Origin of the sequence: Glutamicibacter sp. 2E12 (genome assembly GCF_050030965.1) — a bacterium.
Taxonomy (GTDB): domain Bacteria; phylum Actinomycetota; class Actinomycetes; order Actinomycetales; family Micrococcaceae; genus Glutamicibacter.
This window is the reverse complement of the sequence record NZ_CP188297.1, coordinates 1,124,640-1,146,041: the sequence shown is the minus strand read 5'-3', so window position 1 is coordinate 1,146,041 and position 21,402 is coordinate 1,124,640. Positions and strand designations below refer to the sequence as shown.

Below are 21,402 nucleotides of genomic sequence, written 5' to 3'. Positions count from 1 at the left end.
TGAAAAAGTCACAACAACTTTTGGGGAGTTTTTCATGCACGCACGAAGGATGACGCTACCCGATGACCGTGAAATCCAATTCCTCGGTGAAAGAACGCCCATGCACGTCGGTGGCAGTCACCGTGGCGGTGTGCGCCCCGACGGAGAGATCATCTGGCAGTTCCAAGCGCCACAAGTGGCTGGTCTTCTCGGCGAAGCCGCCGCCATGGACGAATTGCTCGGCGATGGCCGCCGGATCCGAGTACTCGGCGCCTGACAGCGGGCGTTCGCCGGCCATTTTCTGCGTCCGCTCGGCCGCAACCGGGTCCTGTCCGTCGATGGAGACCTCGACAGCGGAGCCGGTGCTGCCCATCCAGAAGTTCGTGGTCAGCCAGGTGTCCTCGGCCAGTCCCTGCCGGCTCACCGCCAACGGGTCATCCAGGGCCGGAACCGTGCCGCGCTCCTTTTCCAGATTCTCCTCGTACCACTGCCGGTACGCCGGGGTGTTCAAGCCCAGGGACATCTGCTTGCTGGCATCCCCGCCGGTCACGGTGAAGCGCTCGGTGATCCTGGTGTTCTTGATGTCCAAGGTGAGCACTCCCGGAGGGGTCCCGTCGCGCTGGATGGAAGTCGGGTAGCCGTTCTCGATAACCCGTCCGTCATACCACTGCCCGGAAATGGCCGGGACAGTCAAGTGCGTGAACGGCAGGCCTGCCTCGCCGACCTCGTCGCGCCAGCCATCCATCAGGTCCCCGGCGCGCAGGTTCTCTGACATGTGGGTGTGCCCGCCCAGGGAAACGACCTCGCGTCCTTCCAGCAATTCGTAGATCTCCCGGACCTGCTTGGTGGAATGCTCGTCGCTGTAGAAGAACTCCAGCAGGGGGCTGTGCCCGGCCAGGACGATGGCCTTGTTCTCGGGTACCTCGGCCAGGTCCGCGCGCAGCCACTGCAGCTGGCGCTTGCCCAGATCGTAGGTGTAGTCGCTCTTCTTGGCCGGAACCGCAGTCGGGTAATCGATGGTGCTCAGGGCGATGACGTGAGTCTTGCCCGTGTCGTAGGAGTAGTACTCCGGACCGAACTGGGCGCGGAAGGAATCGTACTCGTGCTGCCCGTCCAGCGAGTCGTAGTCGATGTCGTGGTTGCCCGGCAGGAACCGGGCCGGACCGTTGAGCATGGAGGACAGTTCTCGGGTCTGGTGGAAGAAGTTCAGGTCATCGCCCACGAGGTCGCCGATGAACAAGGCGCCGCAGCCGGTGTAGTCGGTGCGGGCCGCCAGATCGGCGAAAGCGCCTTCCCTGGCGTACTCGACTTCCTGCTGGGTATAGGTCTGCACATCCGCACCGATGACGCAGCTCTGCTCGGGCGATTGCGTGGCGCTGCTGGCCACCAGCGGGAAGTTGACTGCCTCGGGCAGCGGCCCGGTCGGGGCGATGCCGTCGTACTTCAGGTCCGGGGAGCCTTCAGGCAGGTGGGTGTAGAAGAATTGGGCGACGTTGTCGTCGTCGACCGGAACCTGGAAGCCCCGGGGCTGGGTGACGAACGCGGTCATGTTGTTGTATGCCGGAAGTTCGTAGCGTCCCTGCCCATCGGTGGCCACGACGTCGCGGCCGTTGGAAACCGTGACGTTCGGTAGGCCAGGCTCGTTGGCATCCTGCGTGGAGTTCTTGTTGCGATCCTCGAAGACCACTCCGTCGAGCGTCTCTTGCGCGGTGCCGCTGCGGCCAGTTCCTGCCGGGATCACCTCGACTGACCCGCGGTAGGCCGAGGAGCTCCAGTCCGCGGCGGACTTGGCTGCCGGCACTGCCTCGAGTTCCGGGGTGGCGCCGATGAATGCGGTGGAAGCTGCAATGGCAACTAGGCTTCCGGCGGTGAGATGCAGTGGGGTGAGATGATTGGTTTTGCCGGGTCGAGCGAAGATTTTCACGAACGTTCCTCCGGGTGGGGACAATCTGCCGGCCCCTTGGCCGGCCGTCTTCCACGGTGCCAATGGCAGGTGAATTGCAACCCCTGCTCAGGTAATGTCTAATAATCGATCCCGTAAATAGTTATCGACTGTCTTGGCGGGATTTACTGTTTTCGAACCAGTGAAATGAAGTGGCGCGGATGGAACTAGTGCAGGCGCTCATGGCAGGCGCACGCGGGCGCAGGATGCTGTGGGAGTTCGCCACTGCCAGCGAAGAGAAGCTGCTACCGGCGTTCGGGGAGCATCCGCTGCATGCGGCGATGTTCTACGCCGCGTATCACGTGGCGGTAGAACGCGGCGAAAGCGTTGGCCTGTTTGGCGCGGATGAATCCAGCATGCCCGAAACCAGTGTCCAGCAGATCGCCCGGCGCCTGGACGGCACCACTTTGGTTCCGGCCACCGCAGCGCTGCTGCAGCAAGCGCTGGTCCGCTCGGTCGACAGTGCCCGCTATTGGCAGGAACCGGATGGGGAAGACACCCTGCTGGCGTTGCCGGAACTGGCCGCGCCGCTTGAGCGCGTGGCCCGGCACCTGGCGGACAGCGGGCTCGCGGCCTGGTGGCTGGATCCCGTGGATCTGCGCAACCAATTCCAGGTCGAATTCGACCAGCATGACCCGCAGGGCAGGACGCAGGCTCCCGGCAGCAATGCCCTGGGCCTACTGCAGGAGTGGAGGGCCGGCATCCTGGCGACCGAAGCCCGCGATGCCGCCGAAATGAGCAGCACCCCGCTGGGCAGCTTCAGCGGGGAATGGTGGTCCAAGCCCAGCAGCCGCCTGCCCTCCACTACCGGTGTGTTCCCAGACCGGGAGCCAGTGGGCCTGAGCTGCGTGGAAGACGGTTTTGGATGGGAGCAAGCCAGCGTCAGGTTCACGAGCGTGCCTCCCGCAGCCAAGGTGCTGGAGATCGCCACGGCCGAGGACTGGATCCGGCTCTGCCGCGAGCACGGCATCGAGGTCACCGCGCACAAGCGCCACGACTGGTACCTGTCCACCGGGCGCGACGGCGCATGGAAGATCCCCGACTGGCTGGCCGTGGCGCGCGATTACGACGGGGTGCATCTGGGTATCGGCGCCTATCTGGCGCTCGCCGGGCAATGCCTCGACATCGACGAGAAGTACGCCAGCGTGATTGCCGGGTGGGACCCGGACCAGGCGTTCTGGTTCACCGATGAGCTGCGGTGCTACGGGTCGGCCCGGGAATGGATCTGCAAGGACGCCAACGACGAGGATGCACGCTGGGTGCCTTCCGGCGATGGCCCAAGTTCATGAGCCGTCACGGGCGCAGTAGCCAGCCCGGGTTTCTGGTGCAATGGGTTCCATGAGCGAAACGACAAACGATGAACTGGCCGCGGCTACCGAAGTCATCTTGCAGCTGCGCTGGTCGGACCAGGACGCCCTGGGCCATGTGAACAATGCGCGCATCGTGACCCTGATGGAAGAAGCCCGCATCCGCTGGACGCGCGAGGACGGGACAACAGGCCGTTTCGAATTCGGCACCGTGGTGGCATCGATCCAGATCGACTACCTGCGCCCGCTGTACTACCAGCCCGAGATGCTCATCCGCATGGGCATCAGCCGGCTGGGCAACAAGTCCTTCACCGTGCGGGGCATCGGTTACCAGGACGGGCAGCCGGTATTCGACTCGACCACGGTCATGGTGCCGCTGGCAGCCGATGGCATCTCGTCGCGCCCGCTCAACGAGCTGGAGCGCAGCTGGCTCGGCAAATCGCTGATCCCAGCACGCAGCTAGGCTTTGGGCACCGGTCCCTGGCCGTTGAGCAGCGCGGCCAGATCGCGCAGCTTCGCTTCGGAGTCCGAGCCCGGCTCGGTGGTGTAGATGAACAGGGTCTGGTCTGGTGCCCCGGTCACGTCCAAGGCCTCGTAGTTGACCTCCAGATAGCCCACCTGGGGATGGTTGAACCGCTTGATCCCGTCCCGCCGCTCGACCACCCGGTGATCGGCCCACCAGGTGCGGAATTCTTCGCTGTTCATGGACAGCTCTCCGACCAGCTGCGCGAGCAGCGGATCATGCGGATGGCGCCCGGCATCCAGGCGCAAGGTGCCGACCATCGAGGCGGCGATCTGCTCCCAGTCGGCGTAGCGCTGCCTGGCTTCGGGATCCAGGAAGGCCCAGCGGATCAGGCTGCGGTGGCGCACCGGCTTGGCGAGGAAGTCGGTGAGCAGGCTGGCGGCCAGCGCATTCATGCCCAGCACCTCGGTACGCCGTCCGCGGATGAAGGCCGGATGCCCGGTGAAGGAATCCAGCAGCTGATGCAATGAGGGGCGTACCCGCTGGATGCTGCTCGACGGGCTGTTGCGCCCGGAGCCGGACACCGAGCGGGCCAGGTTGAATAAATGCCCGGCGGCCGTCTCATCCAGTTCCAGGGCCTTGGCCAACGCGCCGAGCACGGATTCGGAGGGGCGCTTGTGCCGGCCCTGTTCCAGCCGGGTGTAGTAGTCGGTGCTCACACCGGCCAGGACCGCGACCTCTTCGCGGCGCAGCCCAGGCACGCGCCGCCGGGGGCCGCCATCGCCTGCCGGGCTGACCAGGGCCCGCCGGGCCTTGAGGAATTCGCCGAGCTCGGTATTGGAATTCATCCCTGCATTCCTTTCATCCGCGGGCCGCATCGCCCCGGTCTTATCCTAGCCCTGCGTACCTTGGGATCTGCAGCCAGAACTATCCTAGGAATGCCATACCCCGGATCAATACGCCACGCCCTACGGCCCCTGGGACCGTGCAATGGTGGTGGACTATTAATGCCAATGCCAATGCCAATGCCACTGCCACTGCCACTGCCACTGCCACTGCCACTGCCAATGACACTGCCACCATCGCCCAGGAGCGCACATGCCCAAACCAGCCAATGACCTGCCGACCCGCGAATCGACTCCAGCAGCTGCGGGAGCACCGCGCGAACCGCTGCTGGAGCGGGCCGCGCAGCGGCCTGCCGGAATTCGCGACCTGCTGCGCGACGTGGGCGGGGTGTATGCCAGCAATGGCGTGATCGGGCTGGTCTTCTCCGCTTCGGGCCCCATCGCGGTCACCCTTGCGGTGGGTGCCGCTGGCGGGCTGTCCCAGGCCGAGATGGCTTCCTGGGTCTGCGGGATCTTCCTCTCCGCCGGGTTGGCGACCATCGTGATGTCCCTGCTCTACCGCCAGCCGCTGGGATTCGCCTGGTCCATCCCCGGCACGGTGCTGCTGGGTCCTTCGCTGCAGCACCTGTCCTTCCCCGAGGTGGTCGGGGCGTTCTTCGTCTCCGGGGTGCTGGTCCTGGCCTTGGGCGCTACCGGGGTGGTGCGCCGGATCATGGCGGCCATTCCCATGCCGATTGTGATGGCCATGGTGGCCGCGGTCTTCTTGCGCTTCGGCACCGATATCGTCTCGTCCACCCAAGCCAACCCGGTGGTGGCCGGCCCCATGGTGCTGGTCTTCGTCCTGCTCGCTGCGGTGCCGGCGCTGGGCAGAAGAATTCCCCCGGTGCTGGGCACGCTGATCGCCGGGGTCATCGCGGTGGCCGCCAGTGGCCAGTTCGCGTTGGACGCAGCTGGCGGGCCCGTGCTGGCCACCCCGGTGTTCACCGCTCCGGAATTCACCTGGGCTGCGCAGCTGGAACTGGTGGTGCCGTTGGCCATCATCGTGCTGATCGTGCAGAATGGCCAGGGTGTCGCGGTGCTGCGCTCTGCCGGGCACCGGCCCCCGGTCAATGCCTTTGCGCTGGCCTCGGGCGGGTTCTCGATCCTTAATGCCTGCTTCGGCGCGGTGTCCGCCTGCGTCACCGGGCCAACCAACGCGTTGCTCACATCATCTGGCGAAAAGCACCGCCAGTACACCGCAGCGGTGGTCTATGGCTTCCTGTCCCTGCTCTTCGCCCTGTTCGCTCCAACGCTGACGCGCTTCATGCTGGCCACCCCTGAGGCTTTCGTGCTGGCCTTGGGAGGCATCGCCATGCTCAAGGCCCTGCAGCAGGCCTTTGTGACGGCCTTCGCCACCAAATTCACCCTGGGCGCCCTCGTGACGTTCGTGGTGACCATTTCCGGCCTGGACCTGTTCAACATCCACGCCGCCTTCTGGGGCATCCTCATCGGATATGGCGTCTCCCGGCTCATGGAACGCACGGACCATTCGGCCGCTTCCGGGCACTAGCGGCAATGGCCCTCACCCTGGCCAGCTGGCAGTTCGTGCCGAGCCTGCGAGCTGGCCTAAGCTGGCGGTAGCTTACATCGATCTTTTCGGACAGGACGGGCATGGCCACGGGCAGCATGTATCGGGTGGGAGTACTGGGCCACGGGGCGATCGGCTCCGTGGTGGCGGAGCAACTGGCAGCCGGGACGGTGCACGGTGCCCAGCTCGAAGGGGTGATCCTTCGCCGTCCGCAAACCGGGCTGGAGCATGAGCAGCTGAGCTGGGAGTCGGCCCTGGAGCGCTGCGACCTGGTGGTCGAATGCGCGGGCCAGCAAGCCCTGCGCGAGAATGCGGTGCGCATCCTGGCCTCCGGGGTTGACCTGCTGGCCAGTTCCATGGGAGCGCTGGCTGACCCGGAGTTCGCCGCGCAAGTGCAGGCCGCCGGACCAGGACGCTTGTCCAGCACTGCCGGGGCCATCGGCGGATTGGACCTGCTGGGCGCGGCTGCCCGGATGGGCGGCATCGACCAGGTGCTGGTGACGACGCGCAAGCTGCCGGCCACCTTGGTGCAGCCGTGGATGGATGCGCAGCGGCGCGGTGAATTGGAGCAGGCCGCCGGACCGGTAGAGGTATTTCGCGGTCCAGCCGCGGCAGCGGCCCAGGACTTCCCGAAGTCATTGAATGTGGCCGCGGCGGTGGCGTTGGCTGTGGGGGATTGGGATGCGGTGACAGCCAGATTGATCGCCGATCCGGAGGCAGGCCTGACCGAGCACCGCATCGAGGCGCGCGGCCCAGCCGGCGAGTACAGCTTCTCGATCAAGAACCACCCCTCGCCACGCAACCCGCGCACCAGCGGCATCGTCCCGTGGGCCCTGCTGCACTCGATCCGGCAAGCCGCGGCGGCGCGCCGCTAGCGGCGCGGTGCCACGGCTATTGGCCTTCGGCTGCCGGGTACTCCTCCAGCACCTTCTTGCCGATCTTGAACGCCACGTTCGCCGCCGGAACGGAACAGTAGATGGCGCATTGCAAGAAGACTTCCTTGATTTCTTCGGGAGTCATGCCGTTGCGCAGGGCCGCGTGCACATGCATTTCCAGTTCTTCCCAGTAGCCGCCGGCGATCATTGCGGTCAGCGTGATGGCGCTGCGGGTAGTGCGCGGCAGGCCGTCGCGGGTCCAGATGGTGCCCCATGCGTAGCGGGTGATCATTTCCTGGAATTCGTCGGTGAACTCATTCGAGTTCCTGGTGGAACGCTCAACGTGCTCGTTGCCCAGCACCTGGCGGCGTACTTCCATGCCGGCATCGTAGGTATCGCCGGGAAGGCGCGGTGAATCAGCCATTTCTGCAGGTCCTCGCTTCTAGTTGGCCAGCAAGAACTCGGCCAGCAAGGCCGCGGTCTCTTCGGGTGCTTCGGCCGGGGCCAGGTGGGCGGCCGAATCGATGACCGCCATGGTTCCGCGGGGTGCATTTTCGGCGATGAACTCCGCGTCTGCCGGAGGGCACACCTGGTCCTGTGCGCCGTTGATGGCAATGATCGGGTCGCTGGTTGAAGCCAGCTGCCCGCGCACGTCGAATCCTGCCAAGGCGCCGCAGGCGTGGGCGTAGGCGAAGCGGTCAGCGTTCTGCAGGCTGTGCAGCAGCTCGGTGCTGATCACCGGCTCCTTCTCGATGAATCCCGGTGCGAACCAGCGCTCTGCAGAACCGGCGACCATGGTCGGGGTGCCGGCCTTGGCGACCAGCTCGGCACGGTCGGTCCATCCTTCGGGGGTACCGATCTTCGCCGCAGAGCAGATGGAGGACAACGCATTGAAGAAGCCGGCGTGGTCCACGGCCAGCTGCAGGGCGGTGGCCCCGCCGATCGACACTCCGGCGTAGTACAGCTTGCTGCCCTCGGAGATGACGCCGTCGGCACGCAGCGCCTCGACGGCCTTGGTGACGCCGGTAGCCAGTTCGGCCAGCGAGAAGGCTTCGGTGGACGGCTTGCTTTCGCCGTGCCCCGGCAGGTCCCAGGCGATGACCTGGAACTTGTCCTTGAGGTAAGGCAAGGCCGGAGCCCACAGCGGCAGGGCCGCAGTGCCCAGCGAGGGGCCGACGATGAGGGTGGGAAGTGCCTTGTCGGTGTGCAGCAAGGAGGGGGTTAGTTGCGGGACTGCCATGATTCCTTCCGTGCCGAGTAATCGGCGAGTACGGTTTCGGTGAAGCGATCCGCGGCACCGAGGTAGCCAGCTGGATCGAATAATTCGTAGAGGTCCTGGTCGTTCAAGGCATGCACGGAGATTTCCAGGCGCAGCAGATCGCGCAGGGAAATGCCCTCGTCGAGGCTGCGGCGCACCAAGGCCTGGATGGCCGGTTTTCCGCCGACCACCAGATCAGCCAGGGCGGCAGCGAGTCGTTCGGAGAGCACGGCATCTCCGCCCAGGGCGAGGTTCCGCTCGATGGCAGCGCGATCCACTCCCAGGCCGTTGGCCAGGAACGAAGCGTGGAATGCCGCCCCTGATGCCAGCCGGGCCAGTTCGCGCAGGGCACTCCATTCGGCGTGCCAGCCGCCATCGGGGCGTTCATCCACCGCGGTGCCGGCAGCAGTGAACAGGGTGGAGAGCAATCCGGGGGCGCTGAATGCCGCATTGCGCAGCAGTACCGAGCGCACCGGGTTCTGCTTCTGCGGCATAGCCGAGGAGCCGCCCTTGCCGGCCTCGCGAGGTTCGGACAGCTCGCCGATTTCCGGACGGGAGGCGGTGAGCACATCAGCGCCCAGGGTCCCCAGCGCGGCAATGGCCGCACCCAGTGCGGAGCCAAGCTGGAGAATCGGCATGCGGTTGGTGTGCCAGGGCGTTCCCGGATCCTCCAGGCCCAGCAGGGCCGCCAGATCCGAGGACAGCGACTGGCTTGTGGCCGTTGTCTCCGGCTGGCCGGAGAGCAGCTGCTCCAGGGAGGCGAGCGTGCCCACCGCACCGCCCCATTGCAAGCGCAGCTGCCGCGCCGCGGCATCCAGCTGCTGCTCGGCATCCAGCACGGCCGAGAGCCAGCTGGCCGCTTTCCAGCCCAAGGTGGTGGGCAGCGCATGCTGGGTCAGCGAGCGGGCAATGCACACGGTCCCGCGGTGGGCCTGCGCCAGGGCAGCCAACCCGCCAGCGGTGCTGCGCAGATCTGCCAGCGTGAGCGTGAGCGTCTTGGACAGGACCAGCATCAGCGCTGTGTCGATGATGTCCTGGCTGGTGGCACCGCGGTGCAACGCGGTGCCCGCAGTTGCCGCGGCCCCGTCGTGCTTGAGCAGGTCGCGCATCATGCCCAGCAGCGGGATGAGCGCATTGGCCCCATCCGGTGTCCGGGAGGCCAGCAAGGCCAGGTCGTAGCGGTCCACGCTGGCCACCTCGCGCACGGCCTGCGCATCCTGGACGCTGCACAGGCCGGCATCCGCCTGGACCTGCACCCATCCGGCTTCGGCATCCAGCATGGCTTGGACGAAAGACGCATCGCTGGCCAAGGCCGCGGCCGCAGTTCCTGCCCAGGCGGGGGCCAGCACGCCGTAGTCTGCGCCATCCATTCGGTGCCTCGATTCTTAGCTGTTGAGCGTATAAGCCGTCTATCTAGAACTGTAGTGCCCGGCAACGGGCAACACCCCGCCGGGCGCTCCAACGCCCGTAACAGTGCGGGCGCTGGGGCAATCCAGCGGGGTGTCGCGGTGGCAACTAGCTCTCGCGCGGGTAGGAGAGGAACACCGTTTCGTTCCCGCCTTGCAGGCGGATATCGAAGCGCAGCGAGCCGTCGTCTTCGCGAGCAGCAATCAGCGTTGCGCGTTCTGCTTCGCCCAGCGATGACAGCAACGGGTCTCTAGCCAGCGCTTCGGTGTCCTCCGGCAGGTAGATGCGGGTGAACAGGCGATTGAGCAGGCCGCGGGCGAAAACCGCGAGCATGATGAACGGGGCCTTGCCCTCTTCGGTAGCGCCCGGGTTCACGGTGGTGAAGGTGTAGTGCCCGGCGTTATCCACCGCCGCCCGTCCCCACCCGGTGAAGATGTAGCCGTCGCGGACCAGCGAGCCATCGCGGGAAACGACATTGCCGTTCTCGTCGGCCTGCCAGATTTCCAGCAGGGCGTCCGGAATGGCCTCGCCGTTGCCGTCATAGACCATCCCGTGCAGGCGCACCGAGCGGGGATGGGCCTGGCTGATCAGCTCATTGCCCTTCTCATAGGGCAATGCGTAGCCGTAGAACGGGCCGATGGTCTGGCCCGGTGTGGGGGCCAGCTTCAGTTCTGGTGCCTGAGCCATGCTAGTGGTCTCCCTCTTCATCTTCCATCCAGGTGCGGTTGGAGCCGGTGAGTACGATGTCCCAGTTGTATCCGGTAGCCCATTCATGGGACGTCAGCGAATGGTCGTAGCTGGCGACCAGGCGGTCGCGCGCTTCCTTGTCGGTGATCGCCTGGTAGATCGGGTCGAGGCTGAACAGCGGGTCGCCCGGGAAGTACATCTGGGTGATCATGCGCTGGGTGAAGTCGGTGCCGAACAGCGAGAAATGGATGTGCGCCGGGCGCCAGGCGTTGTGGTGGTTCTTCCACGGGTAGGGTGCCGGCTTGATGGTGGTGAAGGAGTATTCTCCGTTCGGGCCGGTGATGGCGCGTCCCACGCCGGTGAAGTTCGGATCGATCGGGGCCGGATGCTGGTCGCGCTTGTGGATGTAGCGTCCGGCGGCATTGGCCTGCCAGATTTCCACCAGCTGCCCGGCCACCGGGCGGCCGTCGCCATCGAGCACGCGGCCGGCGACCACGATGCGCTCGCCGATCGGCTCGCCGTTGTGCTGGATCGTCAGATCCGATTCCAGCGCGTGCACGTCGCGCTGGCCGAAGGCCGGGGAGTGCAGCTCAATGGTTTCCGGGTCCACATGGCGCAGGTTCTTGGTCGGGTGGCGCAGCAGCGAGGAACGGTAGGGCGCGAAGTCGATGCGCGGCTGGGTCTCGGCTTTCTTGCCCTCGACCACCGACTGGCGGTAGGCCGCATGGATATCGGCGATTTCCTGGCTGATGGATTCTTGCGAGAGCGTCGTGGCTGCGGGGTCCAGCACGGGGGAATCGCTGAACGACTCGTTAGCTGTGGTTTCGGTGCTCACTGCGTGCTCCTTTCGAAGGGGGCGTACGGGCGTGGTGGAGGAAATGCTTGGCAAGGGCGAAGGCTAAGCGTGGGGCCAGCCGGTGTAGGACTCGGCCAGGTACTGCTGGCCGAAGCGCGAGGAGGTGACCGTTTCCAGTTCGCCCAGGGCGCGCTTGGCCATGAAAGGGTCCCCGCCTACCGGGGTGTGCAGCATGGAGGTCATCCAGTAGGAGAAGTTCTGCGCCTTCCACACGCGCTTCAGCGCCAGGTCCGAATAGCCGTCCAGCAGCTGCTCGCTGCCGGTGGAGAAGTAGGAGTCCAGGGCCTCGAAGAGCACCTTCACATCGGCGAATGCCAGGTTCAGGCCCTTGGCTCCGGTGGGCGGGACGGTGTGCCCGGCATCGCCGATCAGGAACATCCGCCCGTGGGAGAGGGGTTCGCGCACGAAGGAGCGGAAGCCCAGCACGGTCTTGTCGAAGATCTCGCCGGTTTTCAGCTGGAAATTATCCGGCCCGTCCACGCATTTTTGCAGCTCGGCCCAGATACGGTCATCGCTCCAGGCATTCACGTCTTCGTTCGGGTCGCATTGGAAGTACATGCGCTGCACCGTTTCGCTGCGCTGGGAGATCAGCGCGAAGCCGTGCGGGGAGTTCGCGTAGACCAGTTCCGGCGCGGACTTCGGCGCCTCGGTGAGGATGCCGAACCAGGCGAAGGGGTAGGCGACCTTGAAATCCTTGCGCAGCGTTTCGGGCATTTGGCGGCGGGCGAAGGAGCGCGAGCCGTCGGCGCCGACGATCACATCGGCGTGCACCTCGAAGAGGTTGCCCTGCTCATCGGTGAAGCGGAACTTCGGGGTGGAGGTCTCCATGTCCAGGATCTCGGTGACTTCGCAGGAGTACCGCACGTCGCCCTGGTCGCGCTGGCGCGCCGCGGCCAGGTCAACGAAGACCTCGTTCTGCGCGTACAGGGTGACGGTGGCGTCGACCAGATCGCGGAAGTCCAGCGGGTGGGATTCGCCGTTGAAGCGCAGGTCGATGCCGGCGTGCTCGTCGCCGTGGGTCAGGACCCGTCCATCCACGCCGGACTCGGTGAGCATCTTGACAGCCTGGGCTTCGAGGATGCCCGCGCGGTGGGTGTTGCGGATGGCCTCGTGGTCGCGCATTTCCACGACGATGTTCTCGATGCCGGATGCGGCCAGCAGGTGGGAGAGCATGAGCCCTGCTGGACCGCCGCCGATGATGCCGACCTTGGTCTTGAGAATGCGCGGATTCTGAGCCATGGGACCTGCCTCGCTAGCGTCTGGACCAGAGCCGCGCTGCCGGCTGCGTTGCCGGACCGATGCATCTGGTCTAAGGAAGTAATAAGAACTTCCCTCATGATGCGGCGCATGTGATCGGGCAGACAGCCGGGTTCTCAATGAATGAGAAAAATGGGGTGCTACTCCGCGTCAGCCAGCGCTACCCGGGATAGCAGATCGCGCAGCTGCAGCCGCTCCTGCGGGGTTAGCGCTTCCAAGGTCTCGTCCTCGTTTTGCCTGGTGATCTTGCGCGCCTGCGCGTAGAGCTTCCGGCCGGCCGCGGTGGCTACTATCACCTTGGAGCGGCGGTCGCTGGGATCTGGAATTCGGGAGACTAGTCCACTGGTTTCCAGCCCGTCCACTAGTGGCACGATCTGGCTTGGATCGAGCGCGAGAAATTCAGCGAGATCGCGTTGGGTGGGGGTGATGTCGCTGCACGCCAAGGAAAGTACCGAGTAGGAACGCACCTTGAGGCCGAGTGGCTTCAGCGCATGGTTGGCCCGAGTCGAACCCAGGGAGCGCATGCGCGCCACTAGGAAGTTCAGCTCCTGAACGAGGTCGCATTTCATGAACAGTTCTTCCTTCGCTGATTTGGCGGTGATTTTGCTAGTCATCTCATTGTCCCCACTTTTCATGAAAAAATAAACCATTGACTTTCTCAAGGATTAAAGTTCTTATGTATGTAGTCAAGGTTCCCACTTTTCTTCCAAGTGGAGCAATTGAAACACCTCACCGAATTGGAGTTCTCATGTCCCTAGCAGGAAAAGTTGCCATCGTGTCCGGAAGCGGACGCGGACTGGGCCTGAGCTATGCGCAAGAACTGGCGCGTCAGGGAGCCTCGGTGATTGTCAATGATGTCGATCCTGCGGCCGTGCATGCTGCGGTTGCTTCCATTACCGAAGCCGGTGGCACGGCGGCGGGAGTTGCGGCGGCGGTAGGTACGACTGAGGCCGCGAAGGTGCTGGTTGCCGGCGCTGTCGAGAACTTCGGTCGCCTGGATATTCTGGTCACCAATGCGGGTGTGCTGCGTGACAAGTCCCTGCTGAAGATGACCGACGAAGATTTTGATCTGGTGATCAACGTCCACTTGCGCGGCACTTTCACCTGCGTGCGTGAGGCCTACGGGTATTTCAAGGAAAACAATGTCTCCGGACGCATCATCGCAATTGGTTCGCCGACCGGCCAGCGCGGCAACTTCGGCCAGAGCAATTACGCGGCGGCAAAGGCCGGCATTGTCGGCATGGTGCGCACCTGGGCTCTGGAAATGAAACGAGCCGGGGTTACTGCCAACGCAGTGATCCCGGTGGCAGCCACCGAAATGACCAAAACCGTTCCATTCTTTGCAGCTGCCGTGGAAGCCGACGAGCGCGGCGAAGCGATGCCGGACTTCTTCCGCAAGGATCTGGGCTTTGGCACCGCAGATGATGTGGCCGGCCTGATCGCCTACCTGGCCTCGGACGCGGCTGCAGAGATCAACGGCCAGGCCATTGGAGTCGGCGGGGACCGCCTGCAGGTCTGGAGCCACCCTGAAGCTGTGGTCACCGAGCTGCACGACGGCGGATGGGACTATGAAACGCTGGCCAATGAATTCCCTGCGCGCTTCGGATCCCACCAGCAGTCCGTTGGGGAGAAGTTCCCGGAACTTCCGGAAGAACTGCGCCCGGAACCAGCCAAGTAGGGAACTGGGGGAATCATTATGACTTTGCGTTATGAACTGGGCATCGATTTCGCTTCGCTTGAAGCCATCGACATGCATGTGCACCTTGAAGTCGACGAATGCGGCCACAAGGCAATGCCGGAGGATCTTTTCGAAGCGTCGGCAGCGTATTTCAAATCATCGGAGCGTACACCCTCCATTGATCGCATTGCGCAGCTTTATCGCGAGTCGAACATGGCTGCCGTGGTGTTCACCGTTGATGCACGCACCGCGCTCGGGCATGATCCGAACTCCATTGAGGACTTGGTCCAGGGCTGCGCCCGAAATAATGACGTGCTTATTCCCTTTGGCTCGGTCGATCCCCGCCGAGGAGCCGAAGCCATCGGCGATGCGCAGTACCAGGCTGAACAGCTCGGAGTGCGCGGCTTCAAATTCCACCCCTCGCTCCAGGGATTCGATCCCAGCGATGAAGCGTTCTACCCGCTATGGGAAAAGCTCCAGGAGCTAGGCCTCCCATGCATTTTCCACACAGGGCAGAACGGCATGGGAGCAGGGCTGCCTGGCGGTCGGGGCATTAAGCTGCGTTACTCCAATCCGCTGCTGCTCGACGATGTGGCCGCGGACTTCCCGAACCTGGTCATCATCATGGCTCACCCCTCGGTTCCATGGCAGGATGAAGCGAACTCCATTGCCACGCACAAGGCCAATGTCTACATCGATTTATCCGGTTGGAGCCCCAAGTATTTCCCCAGCTCCTTGGTGAAGATGGGCAATAACGTGCTGTCGCGCAAGCTGTTGTTCGGCACGGACTTTCCCTTGATTACCCCGGAGAAGTGGCTGGGGGCCTTTGCAGAATTGGAGTTGAAGGACTCGGTGAGACCGGGAATCCTGAAGGGCAATGCACTGCGCGTGTTGGGGATAGAAGAATGATCCAACCGGCAGCAACTAGTGATTTCTATGGATTCAAGGACCTGCTCACCGACGCTGAGCGTGCGGCCCTGGACCGTTTGCGTTCCCTTTTGGCAGAACATGTGGGTCCGATAGTCGATGACTATTGGGAACGCGGAGAATTCCCGGAACAGATCGTGGCACCGCTGATCGATGCTGATCTGATGAACCCGGCCGAAGTGCTTGCCACGGGCCAGAAGCCTTCCGCGCTTTACTCGGGCTTCCGCAATTTCGAGCTGGGACGCATGGATGCCTCCGTAGCGACTTACTACAACGCGCAGTCCGGCCTATTCCGGACCACCGTCAACCTGGGTGGAAGTGCGGAGCAGGTAGCCGTGCTTGAGCCGCGGATCACATCTTTTGCCTGCAAGGGAGTGTTCGCCCTGACCGAGCCAGAACACGGTTCGGATATTGCCGGAGGGCTAGCCACCTCGGCCAAGCAGGAGCAACGCGATGGTGTGGCTGGCTGGGTGATCAATGGGCAGAAGCGCTGGATCGGGGGCGCGAGCCAAGCGGACGTGCTGGCAGTATTTGCCCGCGACGCAGCCGATTCGCAGATCAAATGCTTCTTGGTTCCAACGGACGCGCCGGGCATGGAAATCAGGAAAATTCCGGGAAAGACCAGCCTGCGCATTATGCAGAACGCCGACATCGAGCTGGGGAATGTCTGGGTGCCAGCCAGCGGGCGACTGGCCAAGATCAACTCCTTTGCCGACGTAGCGGCCTGCCTGCGCAACATGCGCTCGGACGTCGCCTGGATTGCCACAGGCGTTTGCTTCGGCGCGTACGAATCGGCTCGCGACTACGTTGCCAGCCGTAGCCAATTCGGCAAGCCGCTGGGTTCATTCCAGCTGATCCAGGAAAAGCTGGCGCATATGCTCTCCAACGCCACCGCGAGCCTGGCTTTGGTGGTGCGGCTGACCCAGCAGCAGGAAGCGGGCATCTACCGCGATGAAAACTCGGCCATGGCCAAGATGTTCACCGCACGCATGCTACGCGAAACGGCAGCCCTCGCCCGAGAGGTCTGCGGCGGCAACGGCATCTTGCTGGAGAACAACGTAGCGCGCCACCATGCCGACGCCGAAGCGATCTACTCGTACGAAGGCACACACGAGATCAATTCACTGATTATCGGACGCGCGATTACCGGCGTCAGCGCATTCCGCTAAAGCGGCATTCGCGAACTCGAGCAACCAAAGAACCCATCTAGAGGAGAAATATCATGGCACCAACCGTTTTGGATTACGCAGACCTCGCCAGCGCCCAGGGCAAGGACCTGGGCTACAGCGAATACCGCGTGGTCACACAGGAACAAATCAACACCTTCGCTGACGCCACTGATGATCACCAGTGGATCCACACCGATCCGCAGAAGGCCAAGGAGGGCCCTTTCGGCGGCCCGATTGCCCACGGCTACCTTACCTTGAGCCTGCAGATTGCGTTCTGGACCGAGCTTTTCGATGTCACCGGTGTGAAGACCAAGGTGAACTACGGCCTGGAAAAAGTTCGATTCCCTTCGCCCGTACCGGTGGGTTCCAAGATCCGCATGAAGGCGGTTATCGCCGAGGTGGAAGAGGTCAAGGGCGGATACCAGATTGCAGTGGACCAGGTCATCGAAGTCGAAGGCGGCACGAAGCCGGCCGTGGTCTCCCGGGGCCTCTACCGCTTCTACGCCTAGGTAAAGAGCCAGCTGAGCTAGAGCCGCAACGGCAACGTACGACCTAATGAAAAGAGTGGCAGATGTTGAATAAGGGGTTTGGCAACTGGATTCACCGGCGTCGGATGAAATCCGCGCAGCAGGTTGCGGTGATTCATGCGGGAGTCGGCTTGAGCTACGCGCAGCTGGCAGAACGCATCGACAAGCTCAGCAGTGCCTTGGCGGCCAGCGGAGTCGCCCGCGGTAGCCGTGTAGCGTTCCTTGGCGCCAACCATGCTGCGTACCTGGAAACCATGTTCGCCGTTACCCAGCTTGGGGCGTTGTTCGTTCCTCTCAATGTGCGTCTGGCGCCGCGGGAACTGAACTTTGCGCTGCGCGATTCAGGCAGCGAGGTGCTGATCTATGTCGAGAACTTCGCCAGCGAAGCGCATGCATCCATCGAAGGCAGCCCGGTCAGTATCGCCTGGGAAGTCGCTTCGGTTCCGTGCGCGGACTCATCCTATGAACGGGCCCTTCAGGCAGGGCGCAGCGGTCACGACGATATCGCCGTCGAGTTAGAGGATCCAGCCATCATCCTCTATACGTCGGGCACTACCGGAACGCCGAAGGGCGCGGTGCTCACGCATGCCAACATGACGTGGAATTCCTACAATGTCATCGTTGACTACGATGTCACCAGCAGATCTGTTGTTTTGCTCATTGCACCGCTCTTCCATGTAGCGGCGCTGGGCATGGGCGCCTTGCCGATGCTGCTCAAGGGAGGAACAGTGGTCCTCCAGGAGCGTTTTGATCCCGCTGCCGTGCTGGATGCGGTGGAGCGCTACCAGGTCACCCAGCTCTCGGGCGTCCCAACGACCTTCCAATTGCTAGCCGAGCATGAAAAATGGGAGGAAACGGATTTGTCTTCATTGGAGATGCTCACCTGCGGAGGCTCCGCTGTGCCGCTACGTGTCCTTGAAGCCTATGAAGCGCGTGGGCTCGGATTTAGTGGCGGCTATGGCCTGACCGAAACTGCGCCCGGCGCCACCATGCTCCAGGCAATGTACTCCCGACCGAAAATGGGTTCGGCCGGCCTGCCCCATTTCTTCACCGACATTCGCATCGCGGACTCGCTGGGCAATGAGGTGCCAGCCGGCGAGGTTGGCGAGATCCTGATCAGCGGCCCCAACGTGATCAAGGAGTATTGGGGCCGTCCCGAGGCTACCTCAGGGGCGTTCCATGAATCTGGCTGGTTCCGTTCCGGGGATATCGGCCACGTGGATGAAGAAGGCTTCCTGTTCATCTCGGACAGGCTTAAGGACATGATCATTTCCGGCGGGGAGAACATCTATCCTGCCGAAGTCGAGCAAGCCATTATGGGACTACCTGAAATTGAATCGGTGGCAGTGATTGGCGTCCCTGACGAGAAGTGGGGCGAAGTCCCGCGTGCAGTCATTGTGCTGAAGTCCGGTAGCTCTCTGGGCGAAGAGGATGTTGTGGCGTATCTCGACGGACGCTTGGCGCGCTACAAGATACCGCGCACCTCGGTCTTCCTGGATGAGTTGCCGCGCACCGCAAGCGGCAAGATACGCAAAGCCGACTTGCGCAAGCAGTTCAGCTGAGCGCTCCACGGCTTCGTGGCGGATTCCGTGGCCTCACGTTTGCATAAGTGCAAGATACCGCCCATACGCAGAGAATAAATCATCATAAAATCAACCATTGACATTCTCAATAGTTGGCTTAGTCTTGAATTGTGGTTCAAATCACACACTTTCTTCGACCCGCCACTCGGGGTTGCGGCAATGGCTTTCTAGGGGGAAATATGAAAAAGCGCTGGTCTACACTGCTTGCAGGCGCAGCGGTCCTGTCACTCGGCCTGGTGGGCTGTGGCGGAGGTTCGCTGTCCGGCTCGACAGAATCAGAGGGAAGCACATCCGCCGCCGCCGAGGATGGCTCGCTCACCAAAATCACCGTAGGCATTCTGCCAATCGCACCGTCGGTTGCAGTGCAGCAGGGTATCGACGCCGGGACCTTTGAAAAGCATGGCCTGGATGTAGAACTGAGCACTTCCAACGCCGGTGCGGCGATGCTCCCAGCGGTATCCACCGGAGAATTGGCCATTGCCGTGGGCAATCCGCTATCGGTGATGACCGCTGCGGACAAAGGCCTGGACATGAAGATCGTCACCGGCTATTCCGCTTCCAAGGCTGATGGGGAGGATGTCAATGGAGTAGTTGTGCGCAAGGACTCGGGCATCGGCGGCTGGGAAGATCTGGCTGGAAAAACCACATCGGTCAACGCGTTGCGTACCCAGGGCGACCTGACGATTATGGAATCCGCAGAAATGGCTGGAGCCAATCCGAAAGACCTGAAGTTCAGCGAAATGCCTTTCCCGGACATGGAGGCGCAGCTGGATCGCGGCAACGTTGACGCCGTCTGGCTTCCAGAGCCGTTCCTCTCGCGTGCTTTGGGCGATAAGGACAACGAACTGCTTGGCTATCCAAACCAAGAAGCAATTCCGGGGCTGCCAACCATGGTGACGTTCACCAGCGGCCAGTTCGCTGAAGAGAATCCGGAAGTCATTTCCAAGTGGAAGGCAGCTATGGCGGAAGTGCTGCCGGCCTCCGATAGTGATCCGGATGCCGCCAGGGCCATGTTGCCAGACTTCATCAATATGGATGCCAAGGTAGCCGAAGGCTTGCTCATGGAAACCTGGGAAGCGGAAACCCCAATTGAGGAACTGGCAAAGCTCGGAGATCTGGCCGCCAAGTTCGAATTCCTGGAGAAGGCCCCAGACATGAACAACCTCATCGCCAAGTAATTCCACAACTTCACGCTATTGCTGCTGCGGTTCCAGATTCCGGACGCCGCAGCAGCAATGACACTCAATTGGGGGTAGTTGCCATGAAACACTCGCTCAAGCTCGCACTCGCTTCGCTATCAGTCCTCGCGCTTGCTGCCTGCAGCTCCGGTTCGCCTAGCGGCGGCTCGGCCGGGGAAGATGCTGCAGGATCAGATGGCTCGCTGGAAAAAATCACCGTCGGGGTAATCCCCATCGTCGATACCGCACCAATCTGGCTGGGAGAATCCAAGGGCTTCTTCGCTGAAGAAGGCCTGGACTTGGAAATCGAAACCGCAACTGGCGGTTCGGCTATCGTCCCGGGCATCCAATCCGGGAGCTATGACTTCGCCTTCTCCAATCTGATCTCGGTAATGGTCGCCAACGACAAGGGACTGGACATGAAGTTCGTCGCCAATGGCATCTCCACCACAGGTGATGTGAAATCCGACGTCGGGTCCGTGCTGGTCAAAAATGATTCCAAGATTTCTTCGCCCAAGGAGTTGGCCGGCAAGAAGGTCTCGGTCAATAACCTGTCGAACATCGGCGATACCACCATCAAGTCAATTGTCGAAGAAGACGGGGGAGACCCGGCAAGCATCGAGTTCGTCGAGGTTCCTTTCCCCGATGCTCCTGCTGCACTGGAAAGCGGCATCGTCGATGCCGCCTGGATCCTGGAGCCGTTCCAGAGTTCGGCCTTGGACGCCGGAGCGAAAATGCTCTCTGCGAACTTCGCCGAATTCGATCCGGAGCTGGATGTTGCCGGCTACTTCACTTCTGCGCAGTACGCCCAGGAAAATCCCGAGGTGACCGAGAAGTTCACCAAGGCGATGGACAAGTCGCTTCAGTATGCGCAGGAGAACCCTGACGAGGTCCGCGAAGTTGTCGGAACCTACACCAAGATCAGCGAGGAGGTCCGCGCCGATATGGTGCTGCCGCGCTTCCGCCCTGACTTCAACCGCGAGGCCGTGCAAGAACTCGGCGATGCGGCACTGAGCTATGGCACCCTGTCCAAGCCAGTCGACCTGGAGAAGCTCCTGCCATGAGTGCCATCACTAGCACAGCGCCGGCTGAGGCGCGCCAAGCCAAGCGCAGGAAATCGGGCTCGAAATTCCCCAATGGCTTTTGGGGATTGATTGGCATCGTGACCTTCCTGGGGATCTGGGAACTGGTCCCGGCTCTTGGAATTGTCGAGGCGGCTTACCTGCCGCCCGCCTCCGAAGTGCTGATGACGCTGTTCGCTGATCTTGCCTTGACCGCCTTCTGGGTCGCGGTGGGGGAAACCATGCTGGCATGGTTCATCGGCCTGGCCGCAGCGGTGCTGCTGGCGCTGGTACTGGGCTTGGTAATCGGCATGTCGAGCTTCCTGCGTCGTGCGACCAACTCCACCATCGAGTTCCTGCGTCCAATTCCGTCGGTGGCATTGATCCCGCTCGCGGTGCTTTTGTTCGGCACGAAAATCGAATCCTCGCTGATGCTGATCATCTATGCCTGCTTCTGGCAGGTGCTGATCCAGGTGCTCTATGGAGTTGCAGACGTGGATAATGTGGCGATGCAGACCGCGAGATCCTATAGATTCTCCCGGATCCAGCGCATCCGCGACGTCATCTTCCCGACCATGCTCCCTTACCTGATGACTGGCATCCGGCTGGGCGCTGCCGTGGCACTGATCCTGGCGATTACTGCGGAACTGATCATCGGCGCACCGGGTCTGGGCAAGGAAATCCAGCTGGCGCAGTCAGGCGGCGCAATCGCCGGAATGTACGCGCTGATTGTTGCCACCGGCCTGCTGGGCGTGGCAATCAACCTGTGCATGCGCATCATCGAAAAGCGCGTGCTTTCCTGGCACGCCTCAGTCCGGGGAGAGAACGCCGCATGA

Annotated in this window: 21 protein-coding genes; 12 read left to right on the top strand and 9 right to left on the bottom strand. The window is 62.8% G+C overall.

Annotated elements, in window-relative coordinates:
- Positions 1 to 55 precede the first annotated feature (55 nt).
- Positions 56 to 1,903 (bottom strand): calcineurin-like phosphoesterase C-terminal domain-containing protein, encoded by a 1,848-nt coding sequence (locus ACP3TE_RS05320; RefSeq protein ID WP_426735662.1) that lies wholly within the window; start codon positions 1,901 to 1,903, stop codon positions 56 to 58.
- 179 nt (positions 1,904 to 2,082) lie between these two features.
- Between ACP3TE_RS05320 and ACP3TE_RS05315 the strand changes: the two genes are divergently transcribed.
- Together ACP3TE_RS05315 and ACP3TE_RS05310 are read left to right on the top strand one after the other, a co-directional pair.
- Positions 2,083 to 3,210, top strand: coding sequence for a hypothetical protein (locus ACP3TE_RS05315; protein ID WP_426735660.1), 1,128 nt, complete (start codon positions 2,083 to 2,085; stop codon positions 3,208 to 3,210).
- Positions 3,211 to 3,259: 49 nt separating this feature from the next.
- The gene (locus ACP3TE_RS05310) at positions 3,260 to 3,691 is read left to right on the top strand and encodes an acyl-CoA thioesterase (RefSeq protein WP_013347817.1); all 432 of its coding nucleotides are present in this window, start codon (positions 3,260 to 3,262) and stop codon (positions 3,689 to 3,691) included.
- Here ACP3TE_RS05310 and ACP3TE_RS05305 read toward each other — a convergent pair.
- Positions 3,688 to 4,539: a helix-turn-helix transcriptional regulator gene (locus ACP3TE_RS05305; RefSeq protein ID WP_133834382.1), complete on the bottom strand. Its 852-nt coding sequence runs from the start codon at positions 4,537 to 4,539 to the stop codon at positions 3,688 to 3,690. The genes ACP3TE_RS05310 and ACP3TE_RS05305 overlap by 4 nt on opposite strands.
- 250 nt (positions 4,540 to 4,789) lie before the next feature.
- Between ACP3TE_RS05305 and ACP3TE_RS05300 the strand changes: the two genes are divergently transcribed.
- Both ACP3TE_RS05300 and ACP3TE_RS05295 read left to right on the top strand, forming a co-directional pair.
- Entirely contained in the window at positions 4,790 to 6,085 is a 1,296-nt protein-coding gene (locus ACP3TE_RS05300) for a benzoate/H(+) symporter BenE family transporter (protein ID WP_426735658.1), read from the top strand.
- Between the two features lie 101 nt (positions 6,086 to 6,186).
- Complete coding sequence (locus tag ACP3TE_RS05295) at positions 6,187 to 6,978, top strand: aspartate dehydrogenase domain-containing protein (RefSeq protein ID WP_332595435.1); 792 nt, start codon at positions 6,187 to 6,189, stop codon at positions 6,976 to 6,978.
- A gap of 16 nt (positions 6,979 to 6,994) precedes the next feature.
- On the opposite strand, the gene pcaC is transcribed toward ACP3TE_RS05295, so the two are convergent.
- The 7 genes from pcaC to ACP3TE_RS05260 all read right to left on the bottom strand — a co-directional run bounded on the left by pcaC (position 6,995) and on the right by ACP3TE_RS05260 (position 13,057).
- A complete protein-coding gene (gene pcaC / locus ACP3TE_RS05290; protein WP_426735655.1) occupies positions 6,995 to 7,402 on the bottom strand; it encodes a 4-carboxymuconolactone decarboxylase in 408 nt (135 codons plus the stop codon).
- Between the two features lie 18 nt (positions 7,403 to 7,420).
- Positions 7,421 to 8,218 carry an alpha/beta fold hydrolase gene (locus ACP3TE_RS05285; RefSeq protein ID WP_426735654.1) on the bottom strand — a complete coding sequence of 266 codons (798 nt, stop codon included), beginning with the start codon at positions 8,216 to 8,218 and terminating at the stop codon, positions 7,421 to 7,423.
- Positions 8,200 to 9,606: a lyase family protein gene (locus ACP3TE_RS05280; protein WP_426735652.1), complete on the bottom strand. Its 1,407-nt coding sequence runs from the start codon at positions 9,604 to 9,606 to the stop codon at positions 8,200 to 8,202. Before ACP3TE_RS05280 ends, ACP3TE_RS05285 begins: the two co-directional genes overlap by 19 nt.
- Before the next feature lie 145 nt (positions 9,607 to 9,751).
- On the bottom strand, positions 9,752 to 10,330 hold the full coding sequence (gene pcaG / locus ACP3TE_RS05275) for a protocatechuate 3,4-dioxygenase subunit alpha (RefSeq protein ID WP_426735651.1): 579 nt from the start codon (positions 10,328 to 10,330) through the stop codon (positions 9,752 to 9,754).
- Position 10,331: 1 nt separating this feature from the next.
- Positions 10,332 to 11,165: a protocatechuate 3,4-dioxygenase subunit beta gene (gene pcaH, locus ACP3TE_RS05270; protein ID WP_426735650.1), complete on the bottom strand. Its 834-nt coding sequence runs from the start codon at positions 11,163 to 11,165 to the stop codon at positions 10,332 to 10,334.
- Positions 11,166 to 11,228: 63 nt separating this feature from the next.
- Positions 11,229 to 12,425, bottom strand: coding sequence for a 4-hydroxybenzoate 3-monooxygenase (locus tag ACP3TE_RS05265; RefSeq protein WP_426735648.1), 1,197 nt, complete (start codon positions 12,423 to 12,425; stop codon positions 11,229 to 11,231).
- 158 nt (positions 12,426 to 12,583) lie between these two features.
- Positions 12,584 to 13,057, bottom strand: a complete 474-nt coding sequence (locus tag ACP3TE_RS05260) for a MarR family winged helix-turn-helix transcriptional regulator (RefSeq protein WP_105662440.1) — start codon at positions 13,055 to 13,057, stop codon at positions 12,584 to 12,586.
- 134 nt (positions 13,058 to 13,191) lie between these two features.
- On the opposite strand from ACP3TE_RS05260, the gene ACP3TE_RS05255 reads away from it, so the two are divergent.
- The 8 genes from ACP3TE_RS05255 to ACP3TE_RS05220 all read left to right on the top strand — a co-directional run bounded on the left by ACP3TE_RS05255 (position 13,192) and on the right by ACP3TE_RS05220 (position 21,402).
- Positions 13,192 to 14,121, top strand: coding sequence for an SDR family NAD(P)-dependent oxidoreductase (locus tag ACP3TE_RS05255; protein WP_426735646.1), 930 nt, complete (start codon positions 13,192 to 13,194; stop codon positions 14,119 to 14,121).
- A gap of 18 nt (positions 14,122 to 14,139) precedes the next feature.
- Positions 14,140 to 15,030: an amidohydrolase family protein gene (locus tag ACP3TE_RS05250; protein ID WP_402735311.1), complete on the top strand. Its 891-nt coding sequence runs from the start codon at positions 14,140 to 14,142 to the stop codon at positions 15,028 to 15,030.
- Complete coding sequence (locus tag ACP3TE_RS05245) at positions 15,027 to 16,217, top strand: acyl-CoA dehydrogenase family protein (RefSeq protein ID WP_133834391.1); 1,191 nt, start codon at positions 15,027 to 15,029, stop codon at positions 16,215 to 16,217. The genes ACP3TE_RS05250 and ACP3TE_RS05245 overlap by 4 nt, the downstream gene beginning before the upstream one ends.
- Positions 16,218 to 16,270: 53 nt before the next feature.
- A complete protein-coding gene (locus ACP3TE_RS05240) occupies positions 16,271 to 16,726 on the top strand; it encodes a MaoC family dehydratase (RefSeq protein ID WP_105662444.1) in 456 nt (151 codons plus the stop codon).
- 62 nt (positions 16,727 to 16,788) lie between these two features.
- Positions 16,789 to 18,306 (top strand): acyl-CoA synthetase, encoded by a 1,518-nt coding sequence (locus tag ACP3TE_RS05235; protein WP_426735643.1) that lies wholly within the window; start codon positions 16,789 to 16,791, stop codon positions 18,304 to 18,306.
- A gap of 200 nt (positions 18,307 to 18,506) precedes the next feature.
- Complete coding sequence (locus ACP3TE_RS05230; protein ID WP_105662446.1) at positions 18,507 to 19,505, top strand: ABC transporter substrate-binding protein; 999 nt, start codon at positions 18,507 to 18,509, stop codon at positions 19,503 to 19,505.
- Between the two features lie 83 nt (positions 19,506 to 19,588).
- Complete coding sequence (locus ACP3TE_RS05225) at positions 19,589 to 20,569, top strand: ABC transporter substrate-binding protein (RefSeq protein WP_426735640.1); 981 nt, start codon at positions 19,589 to 19,591, stop codon at positions 20,567 to 20,569.
- Positions 20,566 to 21,402, top strand: a complete 837-nt coding sequence (locus ACP3TE_RS05220; protein WP_426735638.1) for an ABC transporter permease — start codon at positions 20,566 to 20,568, stop codon at positions 21,400 to 21,402. Before ACP3TE_RS05225 ends, ACP3TE_RS05220 begins: the two co-directional genes overlap by 4 nt.

Bases quoted from the DNA above. Each gene is read 5' to 3' on its own strand.
- ACP3TE_RS05315 (WP_426735660.1), top strand. From the start codon at position 2,083: ATGGAACTAGTGCAGGCGCTCATGGCAGGCGCACGCGGGCGCAGGATG.
- ACP3TE_RS05310 (WP_013347817.1), top strand. From the start codon at position 3,260: ATGAGCGAAACGACAAACGATGAACTGGCCGCGGCTACCGAAGTCATC.
- ACP3TE_RS05305 (WP_133834382.1), bottom strand. From the start codon at position 4,539: ATGAATTCCAATACCGAGCTCGGCGAATTCCTCAAGGCCCGGCGGGCC.
- ACP3TE_RS05300 (WP_426735658.1), top strand. From the start codon at position 4,790: ATGCCCAAACCAGCCAATGACCTGCCGACCCGCGAATCGACTCCAGCA.
- ACP3TE_RS05295 (WP_332595435.1), top strand. From the start codon at position 6,187: ATGGCCACGGGCAGCATGTATCGGGTGGGAGTACTGGGCCACGGGGCG.
- pcaC (WP_426735655.1), bottom strand. From the start codon at position 7,402: ATGGCTGATTCACCGCGCCTTCCCGGCGATACCTACGATGCCGGCATG.
- ACP3TE_RS05285 (WP_426735654.1), bottom strand. From the start codon at position 8,218: ATGGCAGTCCCGCAACTAACCCCCTCCTTGCTGCACACCGACAAGGCA.
- ACP3TE_RS05280 (WP_426735652.1), bottom strand. From the start codon at position 9,606: ATGGATGGCGCAGACTACGGCGTGCTGGCCCCCGCCTGGGCAGGAACT.
- pcaG (WP_426735651.1), bottom strand. From the start codon at position 10,330: ATGGCTCAGGCACCAGAACTGAAGCTGGCCCCCACACCGGGCCAGACC.
- ACP3TE_RS05265 (WP_426735648.1), bottom strand. From the start codon at position 12,425: ATGGCTCAGAATCCGCGCATTCTCAAGACCAAGGTCGGCATCATCGGC.
- ACP3TE_RS05260 (WP_105662440.1), bottom strand. From the start codon at position 13,057: ATGACTAGCAAAATCACCGCCAAATCAGCGAAGGAAGAACTGTTCATG.
- ACP3TE_RS05255 (WP_426735646.1), top strand. From the start codon at position 13,192: ATGTCCCTAGCAGGAAAAGTTGCCATCGTGTCCGGAAGCGGACGCGGA.
- ACP3TE_RS05250 (WP_402735311.1), top strand. From the start codon at position 14,140: ATGACTTTGCGTTATGAACTGGGCATCGATTTCGCTTCGCTTGAAGCC.
- ACP3TE_RS05245 (WP_133834391.1), top strand. From the start codon at position 15,027: ATGATCCAACCGGCAGCAACTAGTGATTTCTATGGATTCAAGGACCTG.
- ACP3TE_RS05240 (WP_105662444.1), top strand. From the start codon at position 16,271: ATGGCACCAACCGTTTTGGATTACGCAGACCTCGCCAGCGCCCAGGGC.
- ACP3TE_RS05235 (WP_426735643.1), top strand. From the start codon at position 16,789: ATGTTGAATAAGGGGTTTGGCAACTGGATTCACCGGCGTCGGATGAAA.
- ACP3TE_RS05230 (WP_105662446.1), top strand. From the start codon at position 18,507: ATGAAAAAGCGCTGGTCTACACTGCTTGCAGGCGCAGCGGTCCTGTCA.
- ACP3TE_RS05225 (WP_426735640.1), top strand. From the start codon at position 19,589: ATGAAACACTCGCTCAAGCTCGCACTCGCTTCGCTATCAGTCCTCGCG.
- ACP3TE_RS05220 (WP_426735638.1), top strand. From the start codon at position 20,566: ATGAGTGCCATCACTAGCACAGCGCCGGCTGAGGCGCGCCAAGCCAAG.